This window comes from Ornithinibacillus bavariensis, from assembly GCF_018333235.1.
GTDB classification, from domain to species: Bacteria; Bacillota; Bacilli; order Bacillales; family Amphibacillaceae; genus Ornithinibacillus; species Ornithinibacillus bavariensis.
In genome coordinates, this window is record NZ_BORP01000002.1 from 36,579 (window position 1) to 61,089 (window position 24,511).

A 24,511-nucleotide genomic window follows, 5' to 3' on the forward strand; every position below is an offset into this window, starting at 1 on the left:
AGGGGGGACTGCCTTGTTTTGGTATCTATTGTTACTGACTGTAGCTATTTGTTTGCCGGGCATTTATTTTATGTTTCAAACAGAGAAGAAAATGCCAAATAATGATGAAATTTCCGATAAGGAGCGTTTGGTTGCTCATTTTGCAATTGTTGTTTTATTTGGCGCGATTGGGGCATTTGCAGTACCGAAAGTAGATATTATTCCTTTAGAATTTAATGTATATAGTATTTTAAAATATGGCCTAATCTTTGGAGTCATATGTTCGGTTGGAAATTTAGTGTTGTATTATTTTTACTTGCTAAAAAGTATTACAACGAAGGACTATCTAGAAATTGAAAAACATTATCATAATATTGGTATTTTAAGCCGTATTCTATATGCTGGGTTTGTCGAAGAAATTATGTTTCGCTGGGGAATCATGAGTTTCATTTTATGGCTTTTACAATTTGCTTTTAAACCATTGACGATTACAGCAGTGGTTATCGCGATTGGAATTTCAAGTATACTTTTTTCTCTTGTACATTTACCTTCCATCAAAATGGTCTCCACTGAACCTAAGCCAGCTATGTATGTTTATACTATTTTGGGAAATATATGGGTTGGGGTTTTTGCTGGGTGGGCATTTTTGGAAGCCGGTATATTTGCTGCAATTATCGTGCATATTTTATTCCACCTACTATGGTATCCGATTCAAAAGATGGAACAAAAAAAGCACCAATCTGTTGCATAGCTTCTTTTAGCAGTCCTCGTGTCGTTTGTTTTGCGTCCCGATCCATTCTTTGTTGATTAAAATTAATTTCGTCGGAGATACAGAAAAAAGATATCAAAGAAGAATCATATAATTAAAATAAAAAAGCTTGAACAAAATTTAGCTTAGGTCCAAGCTTTTTTTACGTTATTTAAATTGTTACATTTTTTAATGAAATTATCGGTTGTTAATTATCATTATACGCACAACTAAATGTCAGCAGGTGCCTACATAAAATTAACTTAAATCAACATTATGATAAACTTGTTGAACGTCTTCTAAGTCCTCTAATACATCCACTAATTTTTCGAATTGTTCTCTTGCAGCATCATCAAGGGTAACCTCGTTTTGAGGAAGCATGGTTAATTCAGCTACAGTGAACTCCGTGATGCCGATAGTTTGGAGTGCCTCTTGAACAGCATGGTATTGATCAGGCTCTGCATAGACAATAACCGTGTCTTCTTCCTCTGTTACGTCACGAACATCAATATCTGCTTCCATTAAAAGCTCTAGCACTTCATCAGCAGTTTTACCTTCTACACCAAATACTGCAGTAGCATCAAACATATAAGCAACGGAACCACTGACACCCATATTTCCTCCATTTTTACCGAAAGCAGCACGAACCTCGGAAGCAGTTCGATTAACATTGTTTGTTAATGTATCCACGATAAGCATTGAACCGTTTGGACCGAATCCTTCGTAACGAAGCTCATCATAACTTTCTTCTGCTCCACCCTTAGCCTTTTCAATAGCTTTTTCGATGATATGCTTAGGAACACTATAGGTTTTCGCACGTTCTAATACAACCTTCAAGGCTTGGTTAGCCTCAGGATCAGGCTCCCCTTGCTTAGCTGCCACATAAATTTCACGACCGAACTTAGCATAAATGCGGCTTGTATTTTTGTCCTTCTCTGCCTTCTTATCCTTGATGTTATTCCACTTACGTCCCATTACGAACATCTCACTTTCTATCTGAATCTGTTATAAATTTTAATACAGAGATAATACATAATACAATAAAAAACCTTTACTATTATACAATATCTTGACAAGAATTTCTTGGGGAATTTTTGGATAGCTTGTTTGTGGGGTGTGTGGTTGGTGCTGTGAATTACATCTTATGAAGCTGCCATCACTCCCTACAAAGTTCTCGGCATCACGACACTACCTCACGCATAAGCTATATAAACCGCGTCCAAGATGGAGGGAAAACAAACATGGATATTCTTAACAAGGTGAAGAGCTATCGAGAGGAAGAAAATCGTCTAAAGTGGGAGGGTACATTCGCGGAGTACCTGGAAATTGTCAAGGAGAGGCCAGAGGTTGCCCAGACAGCGCATTCGCGCGTGTACAATATGATAAAAGCAGCTGGAGTTGAAGAACGAAATGGTCAGAAGATGTACCATTTCTTCGGTGAGGAAATATTTGGTTTAGAGGAGGCAATTGAGAGACTTGTTGAAGAGTACTTTCATCCTGCAGCAAAGCGACTTGATGTGCGAAAGCGAATCTTATTATTAATGGGACCGGTTAGTGGTGGAAAATCAACAATTGTGACGATGTTGAAAAGAGGATTAGAAAAATATTCCCGTACGGATGAAGGTGCAATTTATGCGATTAAGGGCTGTCCAATGCAAGAGGATCCTTTACACCTTATTCCCAATCATTTACGGGAGGACTTTTATAAGGAATATGGAATACGAATCGAAGGAAGTCTTTCGCCATTAAATACGATGAGGCTGGAAAAGGAATATGGTGGGCGAGTGGAAGATGTGATGGTGGAACGAATCTTCTTCTCTGAGGATAAGCGTGTCGGGATTGGAACCTTTAGCCCATCGGATCCGAAGTCACAGGATATAGCAGATTTAACAGGGAGTATCGACTTCTCAACCATTGCTGAATACGGCTCTGAATCAGACCCGAGGGCATATCGATTTGATGGGGAATTAAATAAAGCGAATAGAGGGATGATGGAATTTCAGGAAATGCTGAAGTGTGATGAGAAATTCCTTTGGCATCTACTTTCACTTACCCAAGAAGGGAATTTTAAAGCAGGAAGGTTTGCACTCATCTCTGCCGATGAATTAATTGTTGCGCACACGAACGAATCAGAATATCGCTCCTTTATTTCCAATAAGAAAAATGAAGCACTTCATTCCCGAATTATTGTTATGCCCATCCCTTACAACCTGCGCGTTAGTGAGGAAGAGCGAATCTATGAAAAGATGATTAAGCAAAGTGATATGGCCCATGTCCATATTGCTCCACATGCTTTACGAGTGGCTGCCATTTTCTCTGTGTTAACCAGATTAAAAGAATCAAAGAAACAAGGTGTAGATCTGTTAAAAAAGCTGCGCTTGTATGATGGGGAAAGTGTAGAAGGCTATAATCAAGTAGATGTTGATGAATTAAGGAAGGAGTTTCCGACCGAGGGGATGGAGGGGATTGATCCGCGTTATGTGATTAACCGAATTTCCTCAGCGATTATTCGGAAGGAAGTACCTTCCATCAATGCATTAGATGTATTGCGATCGATAAAGGAAGGACTTGATCAGCATGCTTCGATATCAACGGAAGATAAAGAAACCTATATGAACTATATTGCAATTGCAAGGCGAGAATATGATGAGATTGCTAAGAAAGAAGTTCAGAAGGCCTTTGTCTATTCCTATGAAGAATCTGCAAAATCCTTAATGGATAATTATTTAGATAATGTAGAAGCATACTGTAACAAAAATAAGCTAAGAGATCCGTTAACTGGAGAAGAAATGAATCCAGATGAGAAGCTGATGCGTTCCATTGAAGAACAAATTGGTATTTCCGAGAATGCGAAGAAATCATTCCGGGAAGAAATCCTCATTCGTATCTCGGCTTACGCTAGAAAGGGAAAACGATTTGACTATAACTCCCATGAACGACTAAGGGAAGCCATTCAGAAAAAGCTATTTGCTGATTTAAAGGATGTTGTGAAAATTACCACGTCCTCGAAGACACCGGATGAATCACAGCTGAAGAAGATAAATGAGGTTATTGCTAGATTGATAGATGAGTATGGTTATAATTCTGTTTCAGCAAATGAGCTGCTACGTTATGTTGGAAGCTTGTTAAATCGATAATTATACACTAAAAGGTAACAAGAACCTGTGAAAAGGCTAGTCTTGTTACCTTTTTGTTAACCAAAAACCGTTTCGTAATGCAATAATATGCGCCTAGCTGCATATGATAGAGAAAAGTATAGTAGTCCTCACAAAAGGATTGCACTACTTTTAACGAAAAGAATAGGAGGGGAAGGTATGCAGGAAGGTAAACACAGCTTTGTTGTCTCCGAGGAAAACTGGTCCCTCCATCGCAAAGGCTTTCAAGATCAACAACGCCACATGGATAAAGTAAAGGAAGCCATCAAAAATAATTTACCAGATTTAGTAAGTGAAGAAAGTATCGTTATGTCGAATGGACGGGATATCGTCAAAATACCAATCCGTTCGTTAGACGAATATAAAATTCGTTACAATTACAACAAGTCAAAGCATGTAGGGCAAGGGAATGGAGATAGTAAAGTAGGAGATGTCATTGGCAAGGATCCGAATGCAAAGGGACAGCAAGGCCCCGGCGGTGGAAAGCAGGCAGGTGATAAACCTGGAGAAGACTATTATGAGGCAGAGGTATCATTAGAAGAGCTAGAGGAAGCCCTATTTAAAGAATTAGAATTACCTAATTTACAAGAAAAGGACCAAGCAGAGATTGTTACTGAAAAAATAGAATTCAATGATGTGCGAAAGAAGGGGCTAATGGGTAATATTGATAAAAAACGCACTATTTTAACAGCACTAAAGCGAAATGCAAGAGATGGTCGCCCTGGAATAATTCCAATCTATAATGATGATTTACGATTTAAAACATGGAATGAAGTTGTGAAGCCTGAATCACAGGCCGTTGTATTAGCGATGATGGATACTAGTGCCTCGATGGGTACATTCGAAAAGTACATGGCGAGAAGCTTTTTCTTCTGGATGACTCGCTTTCTAAAAACGAAATATGAGCATGTAGATATTGCTTTTATTGCTCATCACACGGAAGCGAAGGAAGTGACAGAGGAAGAGTTTTTTACAAAGGGTGAAAGTGGAGGAACAATTTGTTCGTCAGCCTATGAGAAGGCGATAGAGCTAATTAAAGACAGATACCAGCCATCCCGCTATAATATTTATCCTTTTCATTTTTCAGATGGGGAGAACATTACCTCGGATAACCCGAAATGTATCCGGCTGGTCAATGAAATAATGGATGTGTCTAATATGTTCGGCTATGCTGAGGTGAATATTTACAATCGTCATTCGACACTAATGCGCGCATATAATACGATTGAGAATCCTAAGTTCCGTCACTATATTTTAAAGGAAAAGCGAGATGTATATCATGCGATGAAGAATTTCTTTCAACGTGAGGCAGTTGGTGTTTGAGGAAATTCGACTCCCCCTTATTCAATGCTAGGGGGAGCTTTTTATTTGTAAATAGGTAAGGATAAACGACTTTCGTTTCTGCATAAGAAGAACGAAGCCATTCGCAAAAAGGCAAGCGAATACAAGTTACGATAATTAACTATAAACCTGTTCAATCTTATAAACACCACGCTCTGTCGTTATAAAGAATTTTTCCCCATCATATTCATATAGGGTATTATTCTCAAGGGGGATTTCATAAACCGATGCTGGAAGCGGCTGATTACTCATAGAAGCTAGTGTCTCAATCCGCCCATCCCCTTTTAATAATAGATTATACCTCGGTACATAATCGTCAATTCTTCTCGTGTTTAGGTCATAGGAAATATCCTGTAAATGCATTACTATTTTATCAACATCATCCATTTCATGCTTAGTAATTTTAATTTGCTGGCCATTCCACTGTTGAAGCTGTCTGTTAAATTCCTCAACCGATAAAAATTGGTGTTCCATGCCATCCCTCCTGACCTTAAATTTTCCAAAAAGTATAGGAAATATGCGGAGATAAACCAATCTATTGACAGCAGAAAAATAAATATGGTATTTATTTGATAGAATTATTAGCACTCAACATGTTAGAGTGCTAAAATAAAGTTGACCATTTAATACTTCTAGTAATAAAGGTAGAAAAGGAGATGTGGAGAATGGGAAAAAGGAAGTTCAAAGCAGAATCTAAGCGATTATTGGATTTAATGATTAATGCTATTTATTCACAGCGGGAGGTTTTCCTACGTGAATTAATCTCAAATGCAAGTGATGCCATCGATAAAATCTACTATAAGGCACTCACAGATGAGAACTTAACCTTTAATCAAAGTGATTATTTTATTAAAATTACGGCAGACAAGGATTCTCGTACACTAAAAATTATTGATACAGGTATTGGTATGACTGAGGAAGAGCTGGAGAAAAACCTCGGCACGATTGCTAAGAGTGGATCCTTAGCCTTTAAATCTGAAAACGAAATTAAGGATGGCTATGATATTATCGGTCAATTCGGTGTTGGCTTCTATGCAGCATTTATGGTTGCAGATGTTGTAACCGTAGTAAGTAAAGCATTAGGCAGTGATCAAGCATATAAATGGGAATCAAAGGGATCTGATGGATATACCATCGAACCGGTAGAAAAGGACACCGTTGGAACGGAAATTACACTGAAGCTCAAAGAGAATACAGAAGATGAGAGCTATGATGAGTATCTGGAAGAATATCGCTTAAAACAAATCATCAAAAAATACTCTGATTTTATTCGTTATCCAATTAAAATGGATGTTACGAAAAGCAAGAAGAATGATGACGATGATGAATATACAGAGTACCAGGAAGAAGAAACTATTAACAGTATGGTTCCGATTTGGAAAAAGAATAAAAGTGAGCTAACTGATGAAGATTATGAGAACTTCTATCGTGAAAAGCGCTATGGCTTTGATAAGCCACTAAAGCATATTCACTTAAGTGTAGATGGTTCGATTCGTTATAATGCTATTCTATTCATTCCAGAAAATCGTCCATTTGACTACTACTCTCAAGATTACGAAAAAGGTCTTGAGCTATATTCAAATGGTGTGCTAATCATGGAAAAATGTGCAGACCTTATTCCAGATCACTTTAGTTTTGTAAAAGGGCTTGTTGATTCTGAGGATCTGTCATTAAATATCTCACGTGAGATGCTGCAGCATGACAGACAGTTAAAGCTTATTGAGAAAAATATTAATAAGAAGATTAAGCAACAACTTATCAGCCTACAAAGAGACGACAGAGAAAGCTATGAGAAGTCCTATAATGCCTTTGGTCGCCAATTAAAATTCGGTGTTTATAATGAGTTCGGTGCAAACAAGGATACATTAAAGGATTTATTAATGTTCTATTCCTCCAAGGAGAAAAAGCTTGTCACCTTAGCAGAGTATGTGTCTAGAATGGCTGAGGATCAAAAGTATATTTACTATGCAACAGGTGAATCCATCGAACGTATAGACAAGCTTCCACAAACAGAGCTTGTAGCGGATAAAGGGTATGAAATTCTTTACTTTACTGAAGAAATTGATGAATTCGCTATTCGTATGCTAATGAACTACGAAGAGAAGGAGTTTAAATCCGTTTCTAGCAATGACCTTGGAATTGATACAGAGGAAGAGAAGGCAACAGAAGAGGAAACAGCTGAAAACAAAGATCTCTTTGCATACATGAAGGAGCACTTAGCTGGCAAAGTAAAAGAGGTACGAGTGTCTAAGCGTTTGAAAACACATCCAGTATGCTTAACCGCAGATGGTGAAATCTCCATCGAAATGGAAAAAGTTATCAATGCGATGCCAGATAATCAACAGATTAAAGCGGAAAAAGTATTAGAAGTCAATCCAAACCATGAAATCTTCCAAACGTTGAAGGAAGCATATGAAAATGATAAGGAAAAATTAAATCTATACACAACGATTCTTTTCAACCAAGCACTGCTAATTGAAGGATTACCAGTTGATGATCCGGTTGAATTTACGAATAATATGTGTAAAGTGATGGTTGGGTCCAAGTAAGTTGTGGGGATATATGAAATTGTATATATCTTATAAATGAGTGCTATTAGACATTTTGATTCGTATTATGTATAATAATAGCTAGAAGGTAATAGGATAATAAAAACCGAGAATGCGCGAACATTCTCGGTTGGGCACGATACTGAAGTTCAGGTGGGTTCCCCTCCTGAACACAATGGACAGGAAAGAACCTCACCCTAAGTTATTTTAGCGATTAAGGGTGGGGTTCACTTTTTGTTAATCAAGTCATTGATTAACTGTCGAATGAAGTTTAACAGTCTCCAGCTGTAAATAGTTAATGATTTGGTTCTATTAATGTAAAAACCTGTGCAGAATTAAATCCAGCACAGGTATTTTACATTATTTTAAAGCCTTTTCCAAGGTTTCTAAATTTCGCTTCATTAAACTAAAATAATCCTCACCATTTTCGATATCCTCTGTTGTTAATGTTGATAGATTATGAAGATATAGTGGCTCAGCCTTAATCTCTTCACGAATAACCTCCGCTACCTTTGGAGTAATGTTTTGTTCGAATATCACATACTGTATGTTCTTTTCCTTTGCGAGCTGAATAATTTTGGTCAATTCACCTTGTGATGGTTCTTCGCTTGAAGATAGACCAGCAATAGGAATTTGTTTGATTCCATAGCTCTGTTCCCAGTAACCATATGCGGCATGGGAAACTATCATTTCTGGGTTCTCCTTCTGCGATGCTAAGTTATGAAAATCTTCATCCAATGCCTCTAAGTCATTCTTTAATGTTTCATAGTTTTGCTCGAATTCCGCTTTGAATTCAGGTTGTAATTTAATTAGAGCATCCTTAATGTTGCTTGCTAGGACCTCGGCTCTTACTGGGTCTAACCAGACATGTGGATCAATGTCACCATGGTGGTGTTCATGTTCATCATGCTCATCCTCTTCATGATCTGCTTCCTCATGTCCATTATCATGATTTTCTTCACCGTGTTCATGCTCTTCCCCATGCGCATGCTTTATCGCTTCCACACCATCGGATGCCTCTACTATTAAAACGTCCTCACTCTTTAATGTATCTTTAATTTTATCCGCATAGGATTCCATGCCTAATCCGTTATATATAAATGCATCTGCTCTTGCAATATTCAAAATTTCCTTTGAGGTAGGTTCGTATGTATGACTGTCCGAACCTGCAGGGATTAAGGTTTTCACTTGAACATGTGCTCCGCCTATTTTCTTTGCAAAATCCTCAAGTGGATAAATCGAAGTATAGATCGTTAAAGTATCTTCGTCCTTTAACTCGGTAGATGATGAAGTGCTACATGCCGCCAATAATAGAATAATTCCTAAAGAAACAATGATAATCCAGCTTTTTTTCAACTAACAACTCTCCCTTTTTTTAAAGTCAACAACGATTATATCGTAATCGTTACGATTTGTAAATAGGAATGGTTACGATTTATTTTATTCGTGCATCCTGTTCATCATTCCTTTTCTCCTTCATAAACTATACAAAGCATATTTGGAGGGATCATCATTGACCGATACAAAAGAGCTGCACAAGGCAATTGAAGAAATTACCGAAATTGCTGAGGGATTTGGGTTAGATTTTTACCCGATGCGCTATGAAATCTGTCCCGCTGACATCATTTACACATTTGGTGCCTATGGCATGCCAACACGATTCTCGCATTGGAGCTTTGGGAAGCAGTTCCATCGTATGAAGCTACAATATGACCTAGGCTTGAGCCAGATTTATGAGCTAGTTATTAACTCAGACCCGTGCTATGCCTTTTTATTAAATACGAATAGTCTCATTCAAAATAAACTTATTATCGCACATGTCTTAGCGCACTGCGATTTCTTTAAAAACAATGTGCGTTTTTCCAATACGAGAAGAGATATGGTGGAGAGCATGACAGCCACTGCTGAGCGTATTGCACAATATGAATTAATCCATGGCAAGGACGAGGTGGAAAAATTTCTTGATGCGGTATTAGCTATTCAAGAGCATATTGACCCTTCGATTGTTCGCCCAAAGCTACCGGAATATGTTTTTGAAGAAGAGGAATCTCCCAATAAAAAAGTAAAAACAGATTACGATGATTTATGGGATATAGATGAAGAGCCAAAAGAGGATAAGCCAAGAGTCAAGCGACGTAAGAAATTCCCACCGAAGCCTGAGAAGGATCTACTACTATTTATTGAAAACTATAGTCGTGAGCTAGATGATTGGCAGCGGGATATACTAACAATGATGCGGGAGGAAATGCTCTATTTCTGGCCACAGCTGGAGACGAAAATCATGAACGAAGGCTGGGCTTCCTACTGGCACCAGCGCATCCTGCGTGAGTTAGACCTAAGCTCTCAAGAAACCATCGAATTTGCCAAGCTAAATTCTGCAGTCGTCCAGCCATCGAAACAACAAATTAATCCCTATTATTTAGGACTGAAAATATTCGAAGACATCGAAGAACGCTACAACAACCCAACGGAAGAAATGCTAGAACGAGGTGTAAAAGCCGGCTCTGGACGTGAGAAAATATTTGAAGTGCGTGAGATTGAGTCAGATATATCCTTTATCCGAAACTATCTTACAAAGGATTTGGTCGAACAAGAGGACCTGTATCTATTTGAAAAGCAAGGTGCGTACTACAGAATATCCGATAAGGACTATGAAAAAATTCGAGATCAGTTAGTATCCATGCGAGTGAATGGAGGCTTCCCGTACATCACCGTAGTGGATGGGGATTATATGCGTAATGGAGAGTTGTATTTGGTTCATGGGTATGAAGGAACAGAGCTAGACCTACATTATTTGGAAAACGTACTACCATATATTTATCAGTTGTGGGGTAGGAAAGTTTATATAGAGACTTATGTAGATGATAAACTGACCGTTTATAGTTATGATGGGGATCGGGTGTTTAAGCGGTAATTGGTAATCGTATACTATTTTCCTAATGGTTTAGACTTTTAAAAGAAAATAGCGATATGCTTAAGTATCACCAGTCTATTTTTACAAACTAATTGAATAGTAATATTCAAAGAAAAGATACCGCTAAAGTTTAATATTTATATAAAGAAAAGCAGAACTTCCAATTAACTGGAAGTTCTGCTTCATAGTATGTCTTATTACGCAATAGTACCCGTTCATAAATTAGAATAGTCTTCCCAAAAAAGGGCGATATCTTTCTGTAAAATATGTCTACCGTTAATGGTAATCATCCTCTGAAAATATTAAATAGACACCTCATTCAGATCATGATGAGAATTCAGATAAAAATTCACCATTTCTTTGGCTAGTACGTCTGGAGCCATCATAACTGCTGAATGGTCTTGCCCAGAAAGTGTTTGGTATTTAGCTACAGGTAACAGGTTAACAAGTGACTTAGCAGCGTCATGGAAATAAGGTTCACTATTTTCTCCAACCATAACAGATGTTGGAACATTCATTTTCCACCGATCAACTGGTAATGGGTTACCAGATTGAGTTTCACCCATAATCATTCCATCATAAGCTAGCGTATGTGCCATTCCTTCCATTGATTTCCAAGAAGGATCAGCTTTCACATACTCTAAGTATTCAGATGGTATACCAAGTGCTTCACTCATATAGTACTCAACAGCTTCATTTCGTTTGCCTTCTTCAATCAAATGGTTTAAATGCTGAACATAATTTGCTGGTACAGGTGGGCGACTATCATCAATAATAAAAGGAGGTTCATACATAAATAGCTTTATGACTTTGTCTTCAAGTTTACTTGCAGCTTCGATTGCTAACACGGCACCAGAGGAACTTCCAAACAAAAAGCACTTGCCACCAGCTTCATTTATAAGAGCCTCAATATCTTCCACTTCACGTTCCACTGCATACGGTGAAGAATCGGTGCTTTGCCCCCTTCCACGACGATCATAATTATAAACAGTAAAATGACTTGCAAGCTTTACAGCTAGTTGTTCAGCATCTTTATGATCAGCAGCAGCAGAGGCTACTAGGATTAATGATGGCCCAGACCCTTGCTTTTTGTAAGCAATTTTTGTCCCATCCTTTGAGATTAATGTGTTCATAACGTACCTCCATTTTTTGAGATTAAGTATTCTTCTAAACGGTCAAAGGCATCTGTAAATCCTTTAACCATTCCCATTTCTTCGGCTTTGTTTAGCTCTTCACTGGAATTGAAGCGAGTAATAATCCTAAGTACTGAGCCTTCCATTACCTCACTAAAGGTTACAACAGTGTACATTTCACTGTTTTCTACAATGTTCCAATTCTTATCAGTAAATGAGTCTATATACACAAGTCTTAATGGTTCAATAACTTCTTGATAGATAGCTTTACAGTATGCCTCTTCTCCATCACCATTATCGGGACATAAACGATAGCGCCAAACACCACCCGGTCTAACATCCATCTCGTAAACTGTGGATGTCCATTCTTTTGGTCCCCACCAACGAGCAATATGTTCGGGCTTCGTCCATCCGTCCCATGCATACTGAAGGGGGATTGCTACTGTACGCTCAATTGTAAGTTCTCGACGTACCTGATCCTTGAAAATTTTTGTTTTTTTTCTCAAATTAAATTCACCCTTGTTAGCTTGTTAACCTACTGTTTACCTTCCTATGCGGAAAGTGAAAAAATATAGCTATTTATCCTCCTTTCGTAAAATGTCGATCATATAGTCCTCAAAGTTATCTAGTCGTTCCTCCCATAAAACACTAAAGGAATCGAACCATGCATCTAAATCCTGAAATGGTTGAGCTTCAAGACTATATATTCGCATCTGTCCCTTCGTACGAGACCGTACTATTCCTGTCTCGCTCAAAATGCGTAAATGACGAGACACCTGTGGCTGGCCAATGTTGAGTGCCATAACAATTTCGTTTACAGAGCGGGGGCCTTTTTTCAAAAGCTCCACAATGTTAAAACGATTAGGCTCTGCGATTGTCTGTAATGTTATTTGCATCGTAGTTGTATTCATGCCCTTAATATACACTTAAACATATATACGTGTCAATACATATAATGAAAAAATTTTACCAAAGTTGATTTCACTTTTTTTGTCCGAAGGGAAAAAAGTTCTTCTACATATTTTATAACCGAGAATGATAGTAGCATCCTCGGTTATATATTAATAAAGTATATCCTTGTTTTACATATTCCTATGAAATATATTCTCTACGATACCTTGTAGACATCTACCGATCTATAAAAATCCAAGTAGCTATCTGATTCCCCATCATACATTCCACAATAAATCATCAATTTCTGTACCGGAATCCTACACCACTGCACTTAATAGAAACATCCTGTTGAACAGTTATTAACTATCCGTTACACTAGTCGCCAACAATTGTTTTAGGCTGGCATCAATAAATGTATTATCGACACGGTTAATTCCGCGACCGGCAAAATGGCCCCATACTGAATCAATAGGATTAAAAGTAGCATTCGGTATAAGCTTAGCCTCATATTTATTGTCGTCCGCCGTACAGAATAGATCGCTGATTCCTGGCATGATGTAGGCGTGCGCCTTGATGCTTCTAAGCGCCTCATCAAAATCACCATTATAGGTCGGATTCGCACTAATATCAGCAAACTGCCCTGTCCATAACATGGCAAGGACATTATGCGGATCCATCTTCATAAAGCTATCTTCCCAGACTCCCACTACAAAGTCTTCCAATGAGTCAAATCCCATTACTTGATAAAGCTCCTCTCGGTAAAATGACTGAGACAAGCCCCATCCCGCATAGACACGGCCAACAGCACGCATGTCTTTAGAAGTCAGCTGGTTTAACTTACTTGAATCGAAGCCAACTGTCGCCATGAGCGCAGCTTTCATACCATCAAGAACAACAAAAGTTTGTGGCCAAGTTTTTGCCCCTCCACAGAAAGGTGCAATTCGTTCCACCATGTCTGGATAACTTGCTCCCCATTGGAATGATTGAATGCCTCCCATAGACCATCCGACTACAAGAGCAATCTTTTGAATACGGAATTTTTCTGTTACCAGCCGATATTGGAGTTGTACATTATCATAGATAGTAACCTGCGGAAAGTTTTCCCGGTCAAATGGAGGAGGCGTATTACTAGGAGACGAGGATAACCCGTTCCCTAATAGATTTGGAACAATAATGAAATATTCATTTGGATCTAGTGCCATGCCTTCTCCAATCAACCATTCGTTCTGCATATGCTGATCACCAAATGCAGTCGGATAGACAATCACATTATCTTTTCTTTCATTCAATTTTCCATAAGTCTTATATGCAAGAAAGGCGTTTGGTAACGTCACTCCTGACTGTAATGTTACGTCACCTAAATCAAAAATTTCATAATCCATTGCATTGTCTCTCCCTTCAAATTGAAATACAAACGTTATGAATGTATTTCTTGTTATTAGTATAAAGCTGTGTTAGTCTCAAAAAAAGTGAACAAAAATCAAAGTAGTGTTCAATAATATTGAAAGTTGAATGGAGGAGTGTCATGGAATTGCGCCAATTGAATACGTTCCGCATGGTTGCATCCACCTTAAACTTCAGTCGGGCTGCAGAAGTGCTAAACTACGTCCCCTCCAATGTCACGATGCAGATAAAAGCATTGGAGGAAGAGCTTGGTGTTCGACTCTTTGATCGCTTAGGTAAGCAACTTGTCCTCACAACTGCAGGTAAACGTTTTTTAACTCATGTCCAGAGCGTTCTAGACAAGTTGGATGAAGCTCGTAGTATCGTTCATGAGAATGAACATTTAAGTGGCACACTAACCATAAGTGCCAACGAGGTTCTTTGTGCCTATCGACTTCCGAATGTTTTTAAGCAATTTCGTTTACAGCATCCCGGGGTTCGTCTTATCTTCCGCTCTGTTCCTAATCAAGAGCTTAAGCAAACGCTCTTCGACGGAACTGCCGACATAGTCTTTATGTTGGATGAACCCATTCTCTCGACAGGGCTAACAGTCGAACCGTTAGTGGAAGAAACATTTCGCTTTTTCGTCTCGCCAGATCATCGTCTCGCGAAACAACCTATACTCCAACAGGAAGACTTTCATGGAGAGGTGTTCCTAGTGAATGAAAAGGGATGTACCTATCGAACCATGTTTGACCGGTCATTTGAGAAAAAGGGTATTGATAGTATTACGTATTTAGAATTTCAAAATGCTGAAGCAATTAAACAATGTGCAATCGCTGAAATAGGAATTGCTTTCCTTCCTGAAATAACGGTGGAAGCCGAAGTCGAACGGGGTGAGCTAGTGCCCCTTCCATGGCAAATTCCAAACCTACACGTATATACACAGATGGCCTGGCATAAAGATAAGTGGCTTTCACCAATCATATTATCCTTCATAGAAGTAGCAAGAGAGGTTATGGCTACAGGGGTTGAAACGAAGAACATCTAGCTTATCAATATTTCACCTTACCATACTGTAAATCTTGTATGGTATTACTAATAGAATTATAATATTTACTAAATAGTAAGGCATCTTGGTTTGTTTACCAAGATGCCTTACTAGATTTAGCTATTATTTTAAATGAACGTTATTTTTGAAGGTGTGAACGATTCCGTATGCGAGTAATGCAAGCCCAAGAAATAATAATAATCCAACAAAAAAATTATCAAAAATAGCTGGCATACTTGGCTCGCTTGGGAGTGAGCCATTTCCATTAAGTTTTACTGGAACAACCTCTATTCCGTATTGAAAAACAGCAATAAATCTTTCCGTCGTGTACAATATTCCACCTAATGCAATACATACGATTCCAGAAATGAAACTAACCTTCCCCATGTGTATTCCCCCTATGTATTTATTCCATTATTTCTATCAAATTAACAAACTAGATAATTAACGAGATTTCTCGAATCAATTCAATTTTACCATAAAATTCTGAATACCTACTGTATATGAGAAGGGTTCGCTATGAAAAAGATTAATTGATTCTCTAAGCAAATCATTATATCCTTAAGAATTGGGAATAGAGAGCTTGAACTGCCCGTGGTAACTTAAGGAGGAACTATTTTGTCAGCAACGATTATACTAGCAATCATTATTTTTATAGCCACACTAGCATTAGTAATCTGGCAGCCAAAAGGATTATCCATTGGATGGTCTGCATGTGGAGGGGCTATTCTTGCACTACTCTTTGGGGTGGTTGATTTTCAAGATGTCTTAGAGGTTACGAGAATTGTATGGAATGCAACATTAGCATTTGTCGTAATCATTCTTATCTCTTTGATATTGGATGAAATTGGCTTCTTTGAATGGGCATCCTTACATATGGCGAGAATAGCTAAAGGTAATGGAATACGGATGTTTTTTTATGTGAGTATATTAGGTGCAATAGTTGCAGCCTTTTTTGCTAATGATGGAGCAGCACTAATACTTACTCCAATTGTCCTAGCCATGGTTCGGAACCTAAATTTTAAGGAAAAGATGGTCTTTCCATTTATTATGGCAAGTGGATTTATCGCAGATACGACTTCATTACCACTTGTTGTGAGTAATTTAGTCAACATCGTCTCTGCAGATTTCTTTCATATAGGGTTTATAGAGTATGCAATAAGAATGATCATTCCAAATCTATTTTCACTAGTCGCAACAATCCTTGTTTTATTTACTTACTTTAGAAAAAGTATTCCGAGAGAGTATGACATTACCCAATTAAAGGAACCGACTGAAGCGATTAAAGACAAAAAGCTGTTACGTGTTTCTTGGTATGTCCTTTCAGTCTTATTAGTCGGATATTTTATTAGTGAATTTATCAATTTACCAGTTTCAGTTGTTGCTGGGGTTATTGCCATTTTCTTTTTACTAGTCGCTAGAAGAAGTAAGGTAGTTAACACAGTGTCCGTTATCAAAGGGGCACCTTGGAAGATTGTTTTTTTCTCTATTGGCATGTATGTTGTTGTATTTGGATTACGGAATGCTGGATTAACAGAGCTACTAGCTAATCTTATCCAACTTTCTGCAGACCAGGGATTATTTGTTGCAACAGTTTCCATGGGATTTACTGCGGCAATCCTATCATCCATCATGAATAATCTTCCTACCGTCATGATTGATGCAATCGCAATAGCGGATACGAATACAACGGGTGTAATCCGTGAAGCACTAATTTATGCTAATGTTATTGGTTCCGATCTAGGTCCAAAAATCACACCAATTGGTTCATTAGCTACCCTATTATGGCTCCATGTCTTGTCTCAAAAGGGTGTGAAAATTTCATGGGGTACGTATTTTAAAACGGGTATACTGCTAACAATTCCTATCTTGTTTATCACATTAATAGGGCTATATTTAACCTTGAACCTGTTCTAGAGTGTCGGGATGAAGTAGGAGAACGGATAAAACGTTTTGCAGTAACTTGGAAATGAATGAGTGCCATGGGGGGGGATCCATGGCACTTTTATATGGGCAACTCATGAATTATGTCGGAAATATTATAATGGCACAGTTTGCGATAATTGCTGCCGACTCAAATACCAATATCCGAAGGCGGCAGTTATACAAATAACACTTCCAATCACCAAATACAACACTCGAATTCCAATAAAATCCGCACTTATCGTGGCAAATAATATCCCTAATGGCATCATGGTTCGCATGATTAATAAGCGAACAGAAGTTACTTTTCCCATGACATCATTGGGAATGACCTGTTGGATAAGTGTGATGTTATAAATATTAAACAATGCTATCACTATTCCAGCAATCAGTTCGGTTATTACAGCTAGTGTGTACCAAGGTGTAAACCCAAGGGAAAGGTATGTACAGCCACTAATAAATAAAGTTGCAAAAAGGATACCTAAACCTCTTAAATTGCCTATCTTTTGATTGATAAAAGCTCCAATGAGGTAACCAATCGGAAAGCCGGCCATAAATATCCCATAGGCTGAATATGGCTGATCAAGAATTGTCGTAATATAAGGTATCGTGGTAACAATAGTTACACCGACTCCAAATTGGACAAATCCAAAAAATACACCAAGCCAAACGACTAGTCTATGTTTCCCATAATGTTTTAGCCCTTCCTGGAACTCATGAAGCCAAGGTTTTCTAGTTTTGCTTCGTTGATAGTTTTCATGAATGCTTAGAAGCTGAATGGTGCTGATTGCAAAGGCAAGAACAATAATATTAATTACCCATTCTAATGCGAAGAAGTCAACAAATACACCGGAAACAATCGGCCCCGTAATAACCATAACTTGTCTAACACTATCTAATGAGGCATTTGCTCTTGAAAGCTGTTCCTTTTCCATGATAGTTGGCAAAATTGCTTGATTAGCAGGGGAGAATATAGGCATGATTAAGCCAATAATGATTTGGATAACCAATATAAATACGATAGTAAAGTTATCAAGTAATAGTGAAATTAGTAGCCCTAGTGCTAGAAGAAATCGTATGATTTGGCAGCCTATCATGATCCATTTTCGGCTCCACCTGTCGATATAAGGACCAATGAAAAGCTGCATGAAAAATGAAGGGATATAATAGATTAGCCAAACAGAACCAAGTGCAGTTGCTGAGCCAGTTAGTTGGTAGATTAATATGGAGTTACAAGCTGTAAGTAAAGCCCCTCCTAATTCGGAGGTAGCATTGCTAAGCCAAATGGCACGAAAGCTTTTATGATGAAACATTTAGTTACCCCTTACGTCCAGTAATTAGTGAATTTAAAACCTCGCTTTATTCCCAAACCTGGTCAAGCTTGTCCGCATAAAACTGAATTGCTCTTTTGTATTGTTTTACCTTTTCATCTGAAGTTGTTTCAACTAAACAGTTTAATAGTATTTCCATTGCCTGCTTTGGCTGATTCAGATTATATAGAGTCATGGCATAAAACACACGTAAGGCATGATTGTTCGGAAACAAGGTTATTCCCTTTTCAAAGGTTAGCTTAGACCTTTCATAGTTACCAAGCGTACGATAAGTACTTCCTAATCCCAATAATGCGCCTTCTAGGTCCTCACCGGATAATCCTAGAGCAATTGCTTTTTCATAATAAGGAACAGCATCTGATTCTTTCCCTAACACATCGAAGCTCCAGGCGCATTGATAATGAACTACTGCATTCTCTGGATGAGCTTTAACCAACTCCAGTAATAAGCTATTGGATTCTACTAATCTATTTTGTGATCGAAGAAAAATTGCTCTTTCTAGTTTTGCTTTCATTTTTTTCATCCTTTACTGATTCAAAAGTTTATTAAATAAATTTTATTGTTCCATCTCGATGTACTCTCGCTGCAACTTCCATTCTTCATTTTCTAAGCCCCAAACATACATCACTTTAGCCTGATGTGGCTTTCCTTCGATAAGGCTTGTTTCAGTGCCAAAAACCAAACAGTTCTCGCCATTCTTTCGTTCTGTTTTGGTTATTACGTTAAATTCCTTTTTTGTATCTTCCTTGTATTGATTTAAAACGGAAACAATATCATAGTCAAAGAAATACTCCTCTGGTTTTTCAATCCCCGAAAAGGCCCAGTACCCAACAAAGCGTTCAGACATAAAGTTACGAATATGGGTATCGTCCTTTGTCTTAAAGCCCTCATTCCAGCTAGAATAATAGTTTTGTAATGTAGATTCAAAATCCTTCATCGCGAATCCCTCTCTAATTAGAAAGTATTATCTCTAGAATCATAGCATAAATATTCAGTTAATTATATATCTTTGGATAATAAATAATGTTAGATAGGTGTGGACATAAAAAGGAGGGATATGTATAATAAATGGCAAATCTTCATAGGATGAACCGAGGATGTTTCCGACCATCCCCGGCTCGCATGGTTAAGAAGTTCAGGTGTGGAATGCCCTCTGAACATTTATTCATTTAAAATGAACAAAGAACCCTCACCCAAATAAGTGATTAGCCGTCACGGGTGGGGGTTCACTTTTTGTTAATCTTATCATCAATTAACTGCCTAATGAACGCAAGCAACGATATCAAAAATGAACCAGCTGCGACTAGTAACATCAGAATTGATACTACTAATTCCAAAGGCATCCCCCCTTTCACCATGAAATGGATCCAGAGGGAAGTGAAAATCCCACCCTAACGACTTACCATGCATAGGTCTAGTTTATCCTAACATAGATTGTTCGTAATCCTACGATAGTCACAAGTAGGGAAGGGTAAATTGTACCTAATTATCGCTTTTATCGTTTATTAGAGTATCGAGCTTCTTTTCTATATGATTTAGTTGGTTTTTCATCTTCCTATTTGAGCGGATTGATCCTACAATTAGTACGATAACTAATACGATAAAACCAAGAAAAAACAACTGCGCTAGCATGTCCCCAATATGAAAACCATCCATTTGTTTTTCCTCCTAATAACATGATTAATTATATTTAACCATAATAAATCAAATTTTGTTAGTGATTTTTTTGAATTATACTATTTGGTAGAATGTTTGCTACAATGATTCCTGTATCTAGAATTATTAATGATGGTTTATTGCGACATGAACATTAGGGATTGCAAATAGAATGGTAGCTTAACCCGAATAATGGTAGGAGAAGCCAAAATCGGTAACCAAAAGCACTATTGCGTCCCGAAAATGGTAGGAGAAGCCAAAATCAGTAAGCAAAAGCGCTATTGCGTCCCGAAAATGGTAAGAGAAGCCAAAATCGGTAAGCAAAAGCACAATTGCGTCCCGAAAATGGTAGGAGAAGCCAAAATCGGTAAGCAAAAGCTGATTTGCGTCCCGAAAATGGTAGGAGAAGCCAAAACCGGTAAGCAAAAAGCGCTATTGCGTCCCGAAAATGGTAGGAGAAGCTAAAACTGGTAAGCAAAAGAGTAATTCCCCCTAAAAGTAGGGCGTAACGAGTGGATTGGTCGTTCCTGAAAATCAAAGTGAACAACTAATACGATAGTTATATTAGGATTGCGTATATACAAATAGGTATAAAAATAAAAGTGCGATAACAAGCCAACTAACTTGCTATCGCACTTGTTCTTTTTATTTAGTTTTGCTTTAAAAAGTCAGGCTCTAGAAATGCTGGATTCGGGTATTTATAGAAGCCCTCACCAGAAGACACTCCCATTTTACCTTGATCAATCATTTCCGTTTTAAGTTTTTCTGCAATTGCTTTGTAAGTAGGGTCTAGCTCTGCTTTTGCTAGATTTAAGTTGTATGGTGTTTCCATACCGACAATATCGAGAATTGCAAATGGACCATTTGGAGCTCCTGTTGAGATCATCCAGTTTTTATCAATTGTTTGAGGGTCTGCAATATCGTTTGCCCATAAAGAAAGACCTGCATCTAAAAGTGGTACTAATAAAGAATTAAGGATGTAACCAGGCTGCTCTTTCTTTAGTACGAAAGGAATCATACCGATGGAGCGAGCAAAGTCAGTTACTTGCTCTGTATATTTAGCATCAGTTCCCGGATGTCCCATAACTTCAGCAGTATTGTTTTGCCAAATGGAATTAGCAAAATGTAGTGCTAAAAACTTTTCAGGACGACCGGTAAACGCTGCAAATTGACTTGGCAACATGGTAGAAGAGTTTGAAGCGAATACCGTTTTCTCTGGTGCAACCTCTGCAAGCTTTTGATAGAAATCTTGCTTAATACCTACAACCTCTGGAACAGCTTCGATCATCAAATCTACATCTGCTACTGCATCCGCTAAATCGGTATAGAAAGATATACGACCAATTGCAGCTTCTGCTTTATCTGAATCCTGGAAGTAGCCTGCATAGACAGCTTTTAATTTAGAAAAACGTTCCTTCGCTACATTAATAGCAGCTTCATTGATATCATATACGTTTACATGATAACCAAAAAATGCTGATTGGAAGGCGATTTGGCTACCTAATACACCACTACCTGCGACCATTATCTTTTTGAAATCCATATTCATTCCCCTTTGAATAACTCTAAAATATAAATCTATCAATTTCATTTTATAGGACTTTTGTGTCATAATAAACATAGTTTAATAGGTATTTTTACGGATATATCCCATGCAAATGTAGGTGTTTACTATGAAGGAAATCGAATTCCAGTATTTATTATTTAGTAAGATTAATCAGGATGAAATCATGAACTGTGCTGCTATATTAATAGAAAAGAATAGAAATATAGAAACCAATCAGAAGCAAGGACTCTACCAATTTGTCACAGCATTTACCGACTTTGTTACATCACAGATCAAATATACTAAAATTGAAGAAATGCAACTGAATCATTGGGTACAAATGTTTAGTAATGATATGTCAGTATTAGATCCTTATATTTTTCTAGAAATACTTCATGAATCATTTAAGAGTGTTCTCGTTGAGCAAAAACAATCCAATCAAGAAGCGCTGTTAGGTTTTCATAACGAATTGTTACATAAGGTAACTACCTACTATTTAGATTGGGTGGAACATCCCCTGGAAATAACGGAAAGAAAACCAAAATATTTGCAGCAATTAGACAAATTTAGTGAGGTCCTCATTCAAAGAAATGGAACGGAAGATTTACCTTATATAGTAGCTAGAGTAGAAGAGATATTCGGATTCAAGCGCTGTGTATTTGTAAGCTATAATCCCTGGTTAAAGGAATTCTCAGGAGTGATTGGTGAGGAATTAGCGAAGGTTCATTTATTACGGGGGAAAATAGAATCTGAGCCAGTTTTTGCTTTGAAAAGGCCATTATTTCTAAAAAAGCCAGACCCATATGTACAACAAGTAGCCATTGAGATGTTTGAACTGTCCTCTATTATTTTTATACCGATTACACATGAGCATGAGTTATACGGATGGCTTACCCTTGATCAGCGTGGAGAACCTTTTGATTGTACAAAGCTCCAGCTTGATATTTTAGAAAAGGTTGGGGATCGTTTAGGGATGTATTTAGCACGGAAGCAAATGGGAAAAAGATACAAATATCCTCTAGATCTTACGGAAAATGAATTAGCCGTTCTTCATTTACTCACAGAAGGCTATAGTAATAAGAAAATGGCAGAATTAATGTTCTTAAGTGAGTTTACAGTACGAGATTATATCCAAAAATTAATGATTAAATTGAGAGCAAAGAATCGAACACAAATCATAGCAATGGCTTTTCGTATGGGGTTGGTGGACTAAATCAAATTTAAACTCACCTCTAAAAAAGGAGGGTTTGGGGTCAATACGCACACTATGCTCTCAAGTCCATTGGACGTATCTGAATCTTATTATCTCCCATGGAGCACTATATAACGTATTACAAAAAAGTATTTCTATTTTGTCGTTGATAACCCAATTGAAGGACAAACAAATAAGGTAACGGCAATCAAATAATTTAAAACATATGAGAAGGGAGTCAACGATGAAAAAAAGAAGTTTGATTATATTAACAACGGCTGCTATTACTGGTCTTTTAACTTACTTTTTGTTTATTACCGAAGATAAGAAAACTGAAAGTATTGTAATAGATAAAGATGGAGAAATAGTAAAACCATTAAATGGCGAAAATGATACTATTGGTCATTATTGTAAAAGAAGCGACTTTATAAGTTGAAGTAATCTACGAGGATTATTTATTTCCAGGATGAGAAAATCGCTACAGAAAGAGGTGCCGTCAAACATTTCGGATGTTTTGTGCGCGAAGGGATTTTTAAAGTGAAAAACAGGCTATTTATGTACGTTAAGACACTTTCATAAAGGGTGTAGTCGATACCTGGATTTTGAAACACCTTTTGGTACTACTTTTTAGCCCAAATTTGGGTTTAATAATGAGTGCTATGAGAAATGTTTAAACATACGGACACCTCCAAAAATTATTGTTCGTTAACTTTAATTTATCAAAAGGTGTCCTTGTTTGTGTACACAAATTGAGTGCTATTCACCTGTTTTAGCGAGTACCACTCTTCTTTATTTACTGGGTTATTGTCCTGGCCTCAGCCTATTCCATAAAGCCTATTTTTGAATAAACATCTGTGTCCAATGCTGTCCATCTGGATCATATCCTACACCGATATGGGTGAAATTTGGATTTAAGATGTTCTCACGGTGTCCTTCACTATTCATCCAAGCATTTACTACGTCCGCAGGTGTGGTCTGCCCTTGGGCAATATTCTCACCAGCTGCTTTGTAGGTAATTCCGAAGTCACGCATCATATCAAATGGTGAACCATATGTTGGGCTAGTGTGGGAGAAATACCCTTTTCGCTGCATATCATTCGATTTTTCCCTTGCAACTTGACTTAAGCTTTGGTCAATTTGTAGTTCGGGAACTCCAGCCTGTGCTCGTTCTTTGTTCGTTAACGTAACAACATCACTTTCAAAATTACTAAGGGAATAATTTTGATTTGATTGTTGCTGCTTAGCAGGCTGGTTCTGTGGCTGTTCTTGTTTCTCTAGATTATTTGTCCCAGTATTCGGTGATGGAGCTTGTCCATTCGGAATCTCCTGGAACTTATATTTAGCTTCTTGCGTTTGTATTGGCTGCGTATGTGGGTAGTTATCACTGGACTGGTCTGTACTAAGGCTCGAGATATTGTCATTATTTTGATTCGTGTTATCTCGATTATCTTGGTTATTATGATTATTTTGGCTATCTTGATTAGCATTATCATTATTGTTAGTGCCACAAGCAGATAATGCTGCAATCAATACGATAGAGAAAAGAATTCTCAAGTAATTTTTTTTCATTTGTTTTCACTCCTTAATGGTTTTGTCATAGTATTAGTAGTTCATTGAGAAAATATTGATGGAAATATAAAAAACACAACTTCCTATTTTACGTTTAAATAGCTATCCGCTAAACTAGCATTAGAATACGTTTTGAGGAAGGAAAGA

The 24,511-nt window shown here is 37.6% G+C and carries 25 protein-coding genes; 10 read left to right on the forward strand and 15 right to left on the reverse strand.

Annotated features, from left to right (window positions below):
* Nucleotides 1–13: 13 nt before the first annotated feature.
* The gene (locus KI338_RS06010) at nucleotides 14–730 is read left to right on the forward strand and encodes a CPBP family intramembrane glutamic endopeptidase (protein WP_244853430.1); all 717 of its coding nucleotides are present in this window, start codon (nucleotides 14–16) and stop codon (nucleotides 728–730) included.
* Nucleotides 731–985: 255 nt separating this feature from the next.
* On the opposite strand, the gene KI338_RS06015 is transcribed toward KI338_RS06010, so the two are convergent.
* Entirely contained in the window at nucleotides 986–1,702 is a 717-nt protein-coding gene (locus KI338_RS06015) for a YebC/PmpR family DNA-binding transcriptional regulator (protein ID WP_212920105.1), read from the reverse strand.
* 266 nt (nucleotides 1,703–1,968) lie between these two features.
* On the opposite strand from KI338_RS06015, the gene KI338_RS06020 reads away from it, so the two are divergent.
* A complete protein-coding gene (locus tag KI338_RS06020) occupies nucleotides 1,969–3,864 on the forward strand; it encodes a PrkA family serine protein kinase (protein WP_212920106.1) in 1,896 nt (631 codons plus the stop codon).
* 177 nt (nucleotides 3,865–4,041) lie between these two features.
* A complete protein-coding gene (gene yhbH, locus KI338_RS06025; protein ID WP_212920107.1) occupies nucleotides 4,042–5,205 on the forward strand; it encodes a sporulation protein YhbH in 1,164 nt (387 codons plus the stop codon).
* A 135-nt stretch (nucleotides 5,206–5,340) separates the two neighbouring features.
* Here yhbH and ymzB read toward each other — a convergent pair whose 3' ends face one another.
* Nucleotides 5,341–5,697: a protein YmzB gene (gene ymzB / locus KI338_RS06030; RefSeq protein WP_212920108.1), complete on the reverse strand. Its 357-nt coding sequence runs from the start codon at nucleotides 5,695–5,697 to the stop codon at nucleotides 5,341–5,343.
* Nucleotides 5,698–5,888: 191 nt separating this feature from the next.
* On the opposite strand from ymzB, the gene htpG reads away from it, so the two are divergent.
* Nucleotides 5,889–7,772, forward strand: coding sequence for a molecular chaperone HtpG (htpG, locus tag KI338_RS06035; RefSeq protein WP_212920109.1), 1,884 nt, complete (start codon nucleotides 5,889–5,891; stop codon nucleotides 7,770–7,772).
* 360 nt (nucleotides 7,773–8,132) lie between these two features.
* Here the strand turns inward: htpG and KI338_RS06040 are convergent, their stop codons facing one another.
* Nucleotides 8,133–9,128, reverse strand: a complete 996-nt coding sequence (locus KI338_RS06040; RefSeq protein ID WP_212920110.1) for a metal ABC transporter solute-binding protein, Zn/Mn family — start codon at nucleotides 9,126–9,128, stop codon at nucleotides 8,133–8,135.
* Between the two features lie 157 nt (nucleotides 9,129–9,285).
* On the opposite strand from KI338_RS06040, the gene KI338_RS06045 reads away from it, so the two are divergent.
* Nucleotides 9,286–10,686 (forward strand): SpoVR family protein, encoded by a 1,401-nt coding sequence (locus tag KI338_RS06045; protein ID WP_212920111.1) that lies wholly within the window; start codon nucleotides 9,286–9,288, stop codon nucleotides 10,684–10,686.
* A 302-nt stretch (nucleotides 10,687–10,988) separates the two neighbouring features.
* Here KI338_RS06045 and KI338_RS06050 read toward each other — a convergent pair whose 3' ends face one another.
* The 4 genes from KI338_RS06050 to KI338_RS06065 form a co-directional block, all read right to left on the reverse strand.
* Entirely contained in the window at nucleotides 10,989–11,819 is an 831-nt protein-coding gene (locus KI338_RS06050) for an alpha/beta fold hydrolase (RefSeq protein WP_212920112.1), read from the reverse strand.
* Entirely contained in the window at nucleotides 11,816–12,325 is a 510-nt protein-coding gene (locus KI338_RS06055; protein WP_212920113.1) for an SRPBCC family protein, read from the reverse strand. Before KI338_RS06055 ends, KI338_RS06050 begins: the two co-directional genes overlap by 4 nt.
* A 69-nt stretch (nucleotides 12,326–12,394) precedes the next feature.
* Entirely contained in the window at nucleotides 12,395–12,730 is a 336-nt protein-coding gene (locus KI338_RS06060; protein ID WP_212920114.1) for an ArsR/SmtB family transcription factor, read from the reverse strand.
* Nucleotides 12,731–13,072: 342 nt separating this feature from the next.
* Nucleotides 13,073–14,095, reverse strand: coding sequence for an alpha/beta fold hydrolase (locus KI338_RS06065; RefSeq protein WP_212920115.1), 1,023 nt, complete (start codon nucleotides 14,093–14,095; stop codon nucleotides 13,073–13,075).
* A gap of 143 nt (nucleotides 14,096–14,238) precedes the next feature.
* Between KI338_RS06065 and KI338_RS06070 the strand changes: the two genes are divergently transcribed.
* The gene (locus tag KI338_RS06070) at nucleotides 14,239–15,147 is read left to right on the forward strand and encodes a LysR family transcriptional regulator (protein ID WP_212920116.1); all 909 of its coding nucleotides are present in this window, start codon (nucleotides 14,239–14,241) and stop codon (nucleotides 15,145–15,147) included.
* A gap of 123 nt (nucleotides 15,148–15,270) precedes the next feature.
* On the opposite strand, the gene KI338_RS06075 is transcribed toward KI338_RS06070, so the two are convergent.
* Nucleotides 15,271–15,534 carry a hypothetical protein gene (locus KI338_RS06075; protein WP_212920117.1) on the reverse strand — a complete coding sequence of 88 codons (264 nt, stop codon included), beginning with the start codon at nucleotides 15,532–15,534 and terminating at the stop codon, nucleotides 15,271–15,273.
* A gap of 231 nt (nucleotides 15,535–15,765) precedes the next feature.
* Between KI338_RS06075 and KI338_RS06080 the strand changes: the two genes are divergently transcribed.
* Nucleotides 15,766–17,064 carry an arsenic transporter gene (locus KI338_RS06080; RefSeq protein WP_280530731.1) on the forward strand — a complete coding sequence of 433 codons (1,299 nt, stop codon included), beginning with the start codon at nucleotides 15,766–15,768 and terminating at the stop codon, nucleotides 17,062–17,064.
* 122 nt (nucleotides 17,065–17,186) lie between these two features.
* Here KI338_RS06080 and KI338_RS06085 read toward each other — a convergent pair whose 3' ends face one another.
* From KI338_RS06085 to KI338_RS06100, 5 genes are all read right to left on the reverse strand, one after another.
* Nucleotides 17,187–18,383: an MFS transporter gene (locus tag KI338_RS06085; RefSeq protein ID WP_212920118.1), complete on the reverse strand. Its 1,197-nt coding sequence runs from the start codon at nucleotides 18,381–18,383 to the stop codon at nucleotides 17,187–17,189.
* A gap of 46 nt (nucleotides 18,384–18,429) precedes the next feature.
* On the reverse strand, nucleotides 18,430–18,915 hold the full coding sequence (locus KI338_RS06090; RefSeq protein ID WP_212920119.1) for a tetratricopeptide repeat protein: 486 nt from the start codon (nucleotides 18,913–18,915) through the stop codon (nucleotides 18,430–18,432).
* A gap of 42 nt (nucleotides 18,916–18,957) precedes the next feature.
* The gene (locus tag KI338_RS06095) at nucleotides 18,958–19,338 is read right to left on the reverse strand and encodes a DUF4440 domain-containing protein (protein ID WP_212920120.1); all 381 of its coding nucleotides are present in this window, start codon (nucleotides 19,336–19,338) and stop codon (nucleotides 18,958–18,960) included.
* Nucleotides 19,339–19,627: 289 nt separating this feature from the next.
* Nucleotides 19,628–19,738 carry a putative holin-like toxin gene (locus tag KI338_RS17720; protein ID WP_244853432.1) on the reverse strand — a complete coding sequence of 37 codons (111 nt, stop codon included), beginning with the start codon at nucleotides 19,736–19,738 and terminating at the stop codon, nucleotides 19,628–19,630.
* Between the two features lie 145 nt (nucleotides 19,739–19,883).
* Nucleotides 19,884–20,057, reverse strand: coding sequence for a DUF4083 domain-containing protein (locus tag KI338_RS06100; RefSeq protein WP_212920121.1), 174 nt, complete (start codon nucleotides 20,055–20,057; stop codon nucleotides 19,884–19,886).
* Nucleotides 20,058–20,249: 192 nt separating this feature from the next.
* On the opposite strand from KI338_RS06100, the gene KI338_RS06105 reads away from it, so the two are divergent.
* Nucleotides 20,250–20,522 carry a hypothetical protein gene (locus tag KI338_RS06105; RefSeq protein WP_212920122.1) on the forward strand — a complete coding sequence of 91 codons (273 nt, stop codon included), beginning with the start codon at nucleotides 20,250–20,252 and terminating at the stop codon, nucleotides 20,520–20,522.
* Nucleotides 20,523–20,706: 184 nt separating this feature from the next.
* Here KI338_RS06105 and KI338_RS06110 read toward each other — a convergent pair whose 3' ends face one another.
* A complete protein-coding gene (locus tag KI338_RS06110) occupies nucleotides 20,707–21,600 on the reverse strand; it encodes a 3-hydroxyacyl-CoA dehydrogenase (protein WP_212920123.1) in 894 nt (297 codons plus the stop codon).
* A 130-nt stretch (nucleotides 21,601–21,730) separates the two neighbouring features.
* Between KI338_RS06110 and KI338_RS06115 the strand changes: the two genes are divergently transcribed.
* Nucleotides 21,731–22,816 carry a LuxR C-terminal-related transcriptional regulator gene (locus tag KI338_RS06115; protein WP_212920124.1) on the forward strand — a complete coding sequence of 362 codons (1,086 nt, stop codon included), beginning with the start codon at nucleotides 21,731–21,733 and terminating at the stop codon, nucleotides 22,814–22,816.
* Between the two features lie 223 nt (nucleotides 22,817–23,039).
* On the forward strand, nucleotides 23,040–23,231 hold the full coding sequence (locus KI338_RS06120) for a hypothetical protein (protein ID WP_212920125.1): 192 nt from the start codon (nucleotides 23,040–23,042) through the stop codon (nucleotides 23,229–23,231).
* Nucleotides 23,232–23,629: 398 nt separating this feature from the next.
* Here the strand turns inward: KI338_RS06120 and KI338_RS06125 are convergent, their stop codons facing one another.
* Nucleotides 23,630–24,364, reverse strand: coding sequence for a CAP domain-containing protein (locus KI338_RS06125; RefSeq protein WP_212920126.1), 735 nt, complete (start codon nucleotides 24,362–24,364; stop codon nucleotides 23,630–23,632).
* Between the last annotated feature and the right edge of the window lie 147 nt (nucleotides 24,365–24,511).

Excerpts from the sequence above, each read along its gene's own strand:
- KI338_RS06065 (WP_212920115.1), bottom strand. The coding sequence starts at position 14,095 with ATGGATTATGAAATTTTTGATTTAGGTGACGTAACATTACAGTCAGGA.
- ymzB (WP_212920108.1), bottom strand. The coding sequence starts at position 5,697 with ATGGAACACCAATTTTTATCGGTTGAGGAATTTAACAGACAGCTTCAA.
- KI338_RS06020 (WP_212920106.1), top strand. The coding sequence starts at position 1,969 with ATGGATATTCTTAACAAGGTGAAGAGCTATCGAGAGGAAGAAAATCGT.
- KI338_RS06060 (WP_212920114.1), bottom strand. The coding sequence starts at position 12,730 with ATGAATACAACTACGATGCAAATAACATTACAGACAATCGCAGAGCCT.
- KI338_RS06105 (WP_212920122.1), top strand. The coding sequence starts at position 20,250 with ATGGTAGGAGAAGCCAAAATCGGTAACCAAAAGCACTATTGCGTCCCG.
- KI338_RS06125 (WP_212920126.1), bottom strand. The coding sequence starts at position 24,364 with ATGAAAAAAAATTACTTGAGAATTCTTTTCTCTATCGTATTGATTGCA.
- KI338_RS06115 (WP_212920124.1), top strand. The coding sequence starts at position 21,731 with ATGAAGGAAATCGAATTCCAGTATTTATTATTTAGTAAGATTAATCAG.
- KI338_RS06050 (WP_212920112.1), bottom strand. The coding sequence starts at position 11,819 with ATGAACACATTAATCTCAAAGGATGGGACAAAAATTGCTTACAAAAAG.
- KI338_RS06075 (WP_212920117.1), bottom strand. The coding sequence starts at position 15,534 with ATGGGGAAGGTTAGTTTCATTTCTGGAATCGTATGTATTGCATTAGGT.
- KI338_RS06120 (WP_212920125.1), top strand. The coding sequence starts at position 23,040 with ATGAAAAAAAGAAGTTTGATTATATTAACAACGGCTGCTATTACTGGT.
- KI338_RS06100 (WP_212920121.1), bottom strand. The coding sequence starts at position 20,057 with ATGGATGGTTTTCATATTGGGGACATGCTAGCGCAGTTGTTTTTTCTT.
- KI338_RS06095 (WP_212920120.1), bottom strand. The coding sequence starts at position 19,338 with ATGAAGGATTTTGAATCTACATTACAAAACTATTATTCTAGCTGGAAT.
- yhbH (WP_212920107.1), top strand. The coding sequence starts at position 4,042 with ATGCAGGAAGGTAAACACAGCTTTGTTGTCTCCGAGGAAAACTGGTCC.
- htpG (WP_212920109.1), top strand. The coding sequence starts at position 5,889 with ATGGGAAAAAGGAAGTTCAAAGCAGAATCTAAGCGATTATTGGATTTA.
- KI338_RS06110 (WP_212920123.1), bottom strand. The coding sequence starts at position 21,600 with ATGGATTTCAAAAAGATAATGGTCGCAGGTAGTGGTGTATTAGGTAGC.
- KI338_RS06015 (WP_212920105.1), bottom strand. The coding sequence starts at position 1,702 with ATGGGACGTAAGTGGAATAACATCAAGGATAAGAAGGCAGAGAAGGAC.
- KI338_RS06070 (WP_212920116.1), top strand. The coding sequence starts at position 14,239 with ATGGAATTGCGCCAATTGAATACGTTCCGCATGGTTGCATCCACCTTA.
- KI338_RS06085 (WP_212920118.1), bottom strand. The coding sequence starts at position 18,383 with ATGTTTCATCATAAAAGCTTTCGTGCCATTTGGCTTAGCAATGCTACC.
- KI338_RS06090 (WP_212920119.1), bottom strand. The coding sequence starts at position 18,915 with ATGAAAGCAAAACTAGAAAGAGCAATTTTTCTTCGATCACAAAATAGA.